This is a genomic window from Agriterribacter sp., assembly GCF_035444585.1.
Classification (GTDB): Bacteria; Bacteroidota; Bacteroidia; order Chitinophagales; family Chitinophagaceae; genus Agriterribacter.
The window spans coordinates 1-8451 of the sequence record NZ_DAOMOZ010000206.1 but is presented as its reverse complement, the minus strand read 5'-3'; the positions used below and the strand labels follow the sequence as shown (position 1 = coordinate 8451).

4 protein-coding genes are annotated in these 8451 nt (G+C 46.4%); 3 read left to right on the top strand and 1 reads right to left on the bottom strand.

From position 1 onward, the window contains the following. Positions 1-70 precede the first annotated feature (70 nt). The 3 genes from PLH26_RS17660 to PLH26_RS17650 are packed head-to-tail and all read left to right on the top strand — an operon-like array spanning position 71 to position 6878. Complete coding sequence (locus tag PLH26_RS17660) at positions 71-3655, top strand: SusC/RagA family TonB-linked outer membrane protein (RefSeq protein ID WP_324587356.1); 3585 nt, start codon at positions 71-73, stop codon at positions 3653-3655. A gap of 18 nt (positions 3656-3673) precedes the next feature. Beyond that, positions 3674-5188 (top strand): RagB/SusD family nutrient uptake outer membrane protein, encoded by a 1515-nt coding sequence (locus PLH26_RS17655; protein ID WP_324587355.1) that lies wholly within the window; start codon positions 3674-3676, stop codon positions 5186-5188. After that, positions 5163-6878: a PKD domain-containing protein gene (locus tag PLH26_RS17650; RefSeq protein ID WP_324587354.1), complete on the top strand. Its 1716-nt coding sequence runs from the start codon at positions 5163-5165 to the stop codon at positions 6876-6878. The genes PLH26_RS17655 and PLH26_RS17650 overlap by 26 nt, the downstream gene beginning before the upstream one ends. A gap of 43 nt (positions 6879-6921) precedes the next feature. Here PLH26_RS17650 and PLH26_RS17645 read toward each other — a convergent pair whose 3' ends face one another. Beyond that, positions 6922-7770: a polysaccharide deacetylase family protein gene (locus tag PLH26_RS17645; protein ID WP_324587353.1), complete on the bottom strand. Its 849-nt coding sequence runs from the start codon at positions 7768-7770 to the stop codon at positions 6922-6924. Positions 7771-8451 lie beyond the last annotated feature (681 nt).

Below are 8451 nucleotides of genomic sequence, written 5' to 3'. Positions count from 1 at the left end.
TGAAAGTTCCTGAGGTAAGCTGTTAGAAAGGTTAGCTTACCTCACTTGTAAACTTAAACATGGTAAAAATATGAAAAAAAGGCTACAAAGCCGGATGCATGCCTGCGCATCCGTGCTCACGAAAATTGTATTGCTTATGAAACTGGCTGTGATCATTATTCTTTCCACCTGCCTGCAGGTTTCAGCAAACAGCTATTCGCAGGAAACCAAACTAACACTCAACCTTAAAAAGGTTACGATCAGCAGCGCACTGAGAACGATTGAAAGCAAAACCGATTATAAGTTCGTGTATTCCAGCAACTTTTTCCCGTCGGAACTAAAGATAGACGTGCAGGTAAAGAATACACCGGTACCGGAAATATTGGTATTGATCCTTGAAAAGACCGGTTTCACTTTCAAAAAAATAGACGATGACCTCATTGTTATTACAAGCAACCAGCCGGTACTGGATCAAATTACAATCAGAGGCAGGGTTACGGATGCAGATAACGCACCGCTGCAGGGCGTAACGGTAGCCGTGGAGAACAGCAATGTACAGACCGCCACCAACAGCAGGGGCGAGTTTGTGATCAACGCACCAGAAAATGGCGCATTGATCTTTACTTCTGTAGGATACATTACGGAAAGGGTAGCCATAAACAACCGGCAGGAAATCACTGTTGTGCTAACGGCCACCAGCCGGGGTTTAGACGAGGTGGTAGTAATAGGCTACGGGCAGCGGAAGAAAAAAGACGTTACCGGCGCACTGTCTACCATTTCTTCCGAAGACATTTCCAAAAGCACTGCCATGACCCCCGAACTGGCTCTCCAGGGTAATGCCCCCGGGGTGTTTGTAGAATCGGGTGGCGGTGAGCCCAATGCCCGGCCTAAAGTGCGTATAAGAGGCGTGAACACCTTTGGCTATGCGGAGCCCCTGTACGTTGTAGACGGCGTTCCCATTTACGAAGGCGGTGCGGGAGCAACGGAAGGCGCCATAGGAGATATAAGATCTCCCATCAATATCTTTTCAAAGATCAATGCGGCCGATATTGAATCCATTTCGGTGCTCAAAGATGCTTCTGCCGCTGCTATTTACGGCGTACGCGCTTCCAACGGTGTAATTCTCATTACCACCAAAAAAGGCAAATCGGGCAAACCCAGAATAGAATTTTCAGCCTCCTATGCTATGCAAAATATAGCAAAAACAATTCCCGTACTCAATACCCAGCAGTATATGGGTCTTGTAAAAGAAGCCTATAACAATAATCCGGACGCGGGAGTTTCCTTCGGAGAAAAATTTGGGCCTTTATATACCGAAGGCAATGCAGCCTATGTTGGCAACGGTGCTACCTACGACTGGGTAGATGAATTGAAAAATAAGAATGCGCCCATCCAGGATTACAATGCGCGTGTATCGGGCGGAACGGAAAGCTTTAATTATTACTTCTCCGCAGGATATCAAAAGACGGAAAGCCCGCTCAAAGCGAATAATATGGAGCGGTATTCGGTAGCATTAAATATTGATTCCCGCATCTCAAAATATATAGAGGCGGGCATGACGGTAAGACTGATCCAGCAAAGGGGACTGACCAATACGCAGGCAGATATGGGTACCATGATGTCTACCATACCCTTTCAACCCATCTATGATCCCGCCGGGCCTTATGGCTTTGTACCCGCAACAGCAGGCAGCTTTGAGCCTAACCCCGATTATGATCCTAATTTACTGAACCCCGGGGCACCTTATAATTTTGTTAGCGGGGATCCCCGGCTGCTGTGGGGTCAGCAGACAAGGTTTAATGTTTTCGCCTTCCAACATTTGAACAGCACGAAGTATGAACTGTACGATATTATAGGAAATGCATTTGTGCAAATACAACCGGTTACAGGATTAAAAATCAAAGGCGCCCTTGGAGGTGAATATTATTTCAACCTGCGCAGATCGTGGGGAAACTATGATGAGTGGATGTTTTCACAAACTCCGGGCAATCCTTACGCCGGCCAGGATGGTAACGCCAAAGGAAGATATGGTGAAAGACAGGGGCGCACACATAATCTCAATAAAGAGCTGACCGTTAATTATAATCACACCTTTTTCAACGACCATAATATAGATGTGCTGCTGGGCACTTCGGAACAATTTGGAAGATGGTATACAACCGACCTGAGCGGTAATGTTAACTATGCTGACCCTCAGTACAGGAACATTGCCAATATTCCACCTTATACCCAGGGCTTCGCCAATATTATCCAGGAAGATGCGCTGATCGGTTATTACGGACGAATAAGCTATAAGTATAAGGATAAATATTACGTAGACGGCACTATACGTAAAGACGGCTCATCGAGGTTAGCTCCGGGGCATAAGTGGGACCAGTTTTCATCTTTTGCCCTTGCATGGCGTATTAGTGCGGAACCCTTTTTCCCTGTAACTACTTTTATTAATGATCTGAAGATCAGGGGCGGCTGGGGTAAATTGGGCAACTACCAGTCTGCCGCTTATTATGCGTTTCTTTCCACCATATCGCTCACACCCGACTATTCAATAGGTTCCGGCAACGGGGATGGCTATGGTACCCAGGTGCAGGGAGCGGCCTTACCTAATTTTGCCAACACTACCCTTACCTGGGAAAAATTAAAAACAACCAGTATAGGATTAGACGCCGTGCTTTTCAACAACCAGGTGAGCTTTACAGCAGAATACTACAACAAATCAACCTATGATATCATACAGTCGGTATCACTGCCGCCCAATACAGGTATACAGGCGCCGGCCGATCTCAACATAGGTGAGGTGAGAAATACGGGGCTCGAATTCCAGGTAGGCTATAATACCAGCTTTGGACCGGTAGGATTCAATGCTTCAGCAAATTTAACCACCGTGAAGAACAGGGTAACCAAACTGTATGGCGGTAACCCTTTAGGCGGCGAAACCAACAGGATTGAAGAGGGATACTCCATGTTCTATTTGTGGGGATACAAAACCGGGGGTATTTTTCAATCACAGTCGGAAATTGACGCGTGGCGCCAGGAGTATGCAGATGTGAACGTTGGTCAGGATCCCGACAATGCAACCGCAGGATATATATATAAACCCGGCGATGCCTACTTCCGGGATGTATATGGAAATCCTAAAGATCAAACCGAGCGGTACAGCCAAACACCAGACGGCCGCATTAACGGCAATGACCGTACCTACCTTGGCAAAACCATTCCGGGCTATTATTATGGCTTTAACATAGGAGCCAGCTTTAAAGGATTGGACATAAATGTATTTTTCCAGGGTGTTGGCGACGTTCAAAAATACAACGCGGTAAGGGAAGGCATGGAAGCCATGAGCGGGCTGGCCAACCAGTGGGCTACCACATTGAACAGGTGGACAGCCGATAATCCTTCTGCTGCAATGCCAAGAGCCGTATATGGCGATCCGGCACAATCGCTGAGGTACTCCGACCGGTTCGTGGAAAACGCAGGATACCTGCGCTTAAAGAATATACAACTGGGCTATGCTTTGCCTGCTGCTTTCTTAAACAGAGCAGGGTTTATACAAAGCATCCGGGTATATGCGGCAGCCATCAACCTGTTTACCGTTACGGATTATACAGGACTTGACCCGGAAAATGATCTTATACCGCCTACCCGGCAGATTCAGTTTGGCATCAATGCCAGTTTCTAATTCTAAAATCTTAAAACAATGAAAATCTTTATAAAAAATATATCGGCGCTGATGATCATCTCAGCAATTGTGTCGTTCTACTCCGGCTGCAACCGGTCGCACCTCGATCTTTTACCGCACGGGCCTACGGAAGAGTCGTACTTTACGGAAGAAAATGATTTTGCCAAAGGCGTGCTTGGCGTATATGCCAAAATAAATGATGTATACTGGTACAGGGGTAACCCCTACATGTGTACTATGCCTATTTATTTGCTGCCGGGCGATGACATTACTACCAATGAAGCAAACGAAGAGTTTGAGATCTTCGGTAGCCTGCAGCCCAGCACAGAAAGAGTAACTTATTTTTATACCGTATGGTACCAGCTTATTGCAAGGGCAAACACGTTGCTGGAAAAGATAGAAGAAGAGAATGGCGTATACAAAACAGCCAACCTTAAAGACTACAATAAAGGCGAAGCTTTGTTTTTGCGCGGGTATGCATTTTATAACCTGTGGAACTATTTTGGTACAGCCCCATTAACGATCGAACGTGTAAAAACGCCGGAACAGTTTACGCCACCCGGTACAACCGGCACACAATTGCTTGACCAGGCGATACTGGACTTTACCGAAGCTGCTTCGTTATTACCGGCATCGTGGGACGCCGCCAACAGAGGGCGGGTTACAAAAAATGCAGCATTGGGTATGATGGGAAAATCGCTCGTATTCAGGGCCTCTGCTACCAATAACACATCTGATTACAGCGCTGCAATTGCAGCATTGAACGGCATTTCCGGCGCAGCCCTTACAGCAGATTTCACCGATAACTTTGCATGGGATACCGAAAACAACGAAGAGTCTTTATTTGAATACCAGGCAACACAGGCTTTTTCGGTGGATAATGTATGGCTTGAAAATGATTTTGATAATGCCGTAGGTAACCTCTCTGTTTTTTACAGCTTTTACAGCGTAGGCAATGCCAATATATGGGACAAGTCGCCATTTTATGCCACCACGAAGCTGGTAAACGCATTTGAACCGGATGATCCAAGAAGAGACCTGACCTTAAACGCTGCAACCCACGAGGTAAAAAAATATGTAACGAGGGATAAATTGAACCAGGTTAGCGTGGGTTCGGTAAACAACCCAAGGATACTTCGGTATGCCGATGTATTGCTATTGAAAGCAGAAGCCACGCTCCAATCCGGCGGATCAACAGCAGAAGCTATCGGTTATATCAATGAAGTGAGAACAAGGGCCCGGAACATGGTTCCCGGGGGCACTTCACCCGCCAATTATGCAACTGCAGAAACAGATAAGACCACCATTATGAACTGGATAATGAGTGAAAGATTCATTGAGCTTGCAGGTGAAGGGCAACGATGGTTCGATATAAGAAGATGGCAGATGCAGGGCATTATAACCCTGGATAATGCATTCTTCAGTTCCAATACATCCACCATGTCATTCCAGGTGTCGAAGCATTTATTGTTTCCAATACCCAGCAGTGAAATTGATGTAAACCCGAATGTTCCGCAAAATGCGGGCTATTAATAACATGAAAGCATACCTGCTCTGCAATTTTGTATTCCTTTTTTGTCTGCCTATACCGGGCTGTTCAAAAAAAACGGGCATTCATGCTGCTAATCATTCCCCTGTTGCCATTATCAGGTCGAATCTCGTTAAGATCAATCCCTTCACGTATCATTTTGAAGTGGACGCCAGCGACCAGGAGTTTGACCACCTTACCTATACCTGGGATTTTGGAGATGGTACTGTAAAACAGGGAAACGCCGGCGAAACCTATTCTTACGATGAAAGAAAAAGCTATATCGTTAAAGTAAAAGTAAGCGACGGAAAATCTAACCCCGTTGAAGTGAGAGATACCATAAATACACAAGTAGCTACCGTTACGGCCGATAACGCCACTACATTCCAGGTGATGGAAGGGTTTGGCGGATTTGGACTGCAAAGGGAAGGCTGGTCGTCCGGCCCTTTTACAAGCGCCCCGTTTGTGAATACATTGATCAATGACCTGGGGCTTACCATCCTGCGGTTGAATATCCCTTCCAATTTTGAAGTTGAAAACGATAATGACGACCCTTTCGTTACCGATCTTACCCGATTTAATATCAACAGCAATACACCCGGGCATGACGATAAGCTGGCCGACCATATTCAGTATCTCAAAGACATGAAAGCAGCCGGGCTGCAGAAAGTGATCGCTTCTGTGTGGACGCCGCCTGTATGGATGAAATACAATAATAAAGTAGGCAACGGTACCACCGATCAAAACGACGCGCCGCCTTATACAACGAACCCCGGCAACAGCACCAACCAGCTAAAAACGGGTATGTACGATGAGTTTGCCGAATATTGCGTTGCCTACATTAAAACCATAAAGCAGCTTACAGGCTTTGACATATACGCACTGAGCATCCAAAACGAGCCCCGCTTCTCGCAATTCTATACTTCCTGCGTATACAACGGCGAAGCGCTGCGCGATGTACTAAAGGTGGTGGGTAAGCGCTTTGAGGATGAAAATATTACCACAAAATTATTCGTACCGGAAGACGTGGGATGGTTTGATGGCATTAAAAGCCTGGTGGATCCTATCATGGCAGATGCAGACGCCCGCCAATACGTTGATATGCTGGCGGTGCACGGCTATGCAACCGATGGCGTAAACCCCGGCTCTGCAGATGCAAAAACCTGGGAAAACATGTATAACTGGGGGGCACCTTATAATATACCCCTGTGGATGACTGAAACTTCGGGGTATGAAAATACCATGGATGGCGCCATTGCGCTCAGCAGGGCCATGTATATTGCTTTACGCTACGGAAATGTTTCAGCATGGCTGTTCTGGTCGCTCAGCACCACACAGTTAGATGCCTATTCGCTGATGAGCGCAGCAGGTGAAAAGAGCAAACGGTATTTCGTTTCTAAAAATTTCTACAAATATATCAGACCTGGTGCAAGACGATTTAAAATAACATCGGACGACGAACACCTGTTGCCGCTGGCTTTTTACAATGCCGGTGATCAGTCGTCTGCCCTTATTTTCATTAACGACGCATCAACAGGAAAAGCTTTTCGTTTAGCCGGTACCGGTATAGCGTCCCGTTATACAGCGGTGGTTACCAGCAGCAGCGACAACTGCAAAGAGCTGGGAGAAATAAACGGCACAGACGCGATACTGATCCCCGGCAAAGCCGTGCTTACCTTATACAGGAAAAATTAAAAAGGGAACGCTGCGGGAAAATTCTCCTCCACAATATGGCTCATTATTCTGCCAACAGATCCTTATAGCTGATCAATTGTATGTTTTTCTTTTTGATGAGTGCCATGATCTCCGCGTCTGTCCATATATCCACTACCCCCTGGCGGTCCATGGCTACATCTTCGTAGCCGATATGATGTATGGCCCGCATTTCCGGCGTATCGAATGCCGGATGATCTACAAATAAATAGGTGTTGCCTGCTTCCAGCGTTTGCAGCATGGCAATGAAAGCCTTCTTTTTTCCCGCCGGGGTTTTGCTTGCGCCCTTATAGCTAACGCTCTTTACTCCCCTTGCCGGAAGATCAATATCAATATTATACTCCTTTGCCAGCCTTTTGGTGAGCGCAGCTACTTCCTCATTCAGATGTGTACAACCCATATGTCCGGAAACATGGCTGATGCGGGGTATTTTTTTGAGCGCCAGCTCTATCTGTGCCCTGAACTCCTTTTCCACATCTTCTATCTTCCACTTATGCTGAAGCAAAGCACGGTTGGGGTAATCTTTGTTGGGCCATATCATGGGATAAAAATACCCGTCATCGTCTTTAAGACTGGGACAATCGGATAGCGGGCGCCATTTAACATTATCCCACTCACTGGTTAATGTGAGATGAATGCCCACGTCCACGCCGGGATTGTCCTTCAGCAATTGCACGGCTTCCGGGAACCAGGGCGAGGGCACCAGCACTTCAACAGAACGTACGATCCCTTCTTTATATGTTTTAACGGCCGCAAGGTTACCGCTGTGCGAAAAACCCATATCATCCCCACGCACTATTAAACGTGCAGGGCTGTGCTGCGCATAAAGCACGATCGTGCTGCATAAAAGCGTAACCAACAGGCAATATCTCATGTATATAAAGTTTACCGGAAGCTACGCAAATTAATCCGATGTAGTATTGCAAATGGATACGCGGGGTGCATTCTAAATTGTCGCTGGCTGGTGAGGATGCCAGCCAGGGCGGCCTGCCGTGTTGCATCCCTACGGGATTAGCTGGCACCCGTGTCGGAGTTGCTGTTACCGATCTTTCATCCCTGCGGGATTTTTAATGCTTCCGGTCTTATATTTTCAGCTCTTGTTTTCTTTTGTTGCATCCCAAAGGGATTAGCTGACACCTCGCGTTAGAATCACTCTTACCGATCTGTCATCCCTGCAGGATTTCCATGCTTCCATTTTTTCTTTTTCAGCTCTTTATGTTTTCTTTGTTGCATCCCTATGGGATTAGCCGGTGCCCGCGTTAGAGTCATTGTTACCGATTTGTCGTCCCTACGGGATTTTTAATGCTTCCGGTCTTATATTTTCAGCTCTTGTTTTCTTTTGTTGCATCCCAAAGGGGTTAACTGACACCTCCCGTTAGAATCACTCTTACCGATCTGTCATCCCTACGGGATTTCAATGCTTCCATTTTTTCTTTTTCAGCTCTTTATGTTTTCTTTGTTGCATTCCTACGGGATTAGCTGGCGCCCGTGTTGGAGTTGCTGTTACCGATCTTTCATCCCTGCGGGATTTTTAATGCTTCCGGTCTTATATTTT

Bases quoted from the DNA above. Each gene is read 5' to 3' on its own strand.
- PLH26_RS17655 (WP_324587355.1), top strand. From the start codon at position 3,674: ATGAAAATCTTTATAAAAAATATATCGGCGCTGATGATCATCTCAGCA.
- PLH26_RS17645 (WP_324587353.1), bottom strand. From the start codon at position 7,770: ATGAGATATTGCCTGTTGGTTACGCTTTTATGCAGCACGATCGTGCTT.
- PLH26_RS17650 (WP_324587354.1), top strand. From the start codon at position 5,163: ATGTTCCGCAAAATGCGGGCTATTAATAACATGAAAGCATACCTGCTC.
- PLH26_RS17660 (WP_324587356.1), top strand. From the start codon at position 71: ATGAAAAAAAGGCTACAAAGCCGGATGCATGCCTGCGCATCCGTGCTC.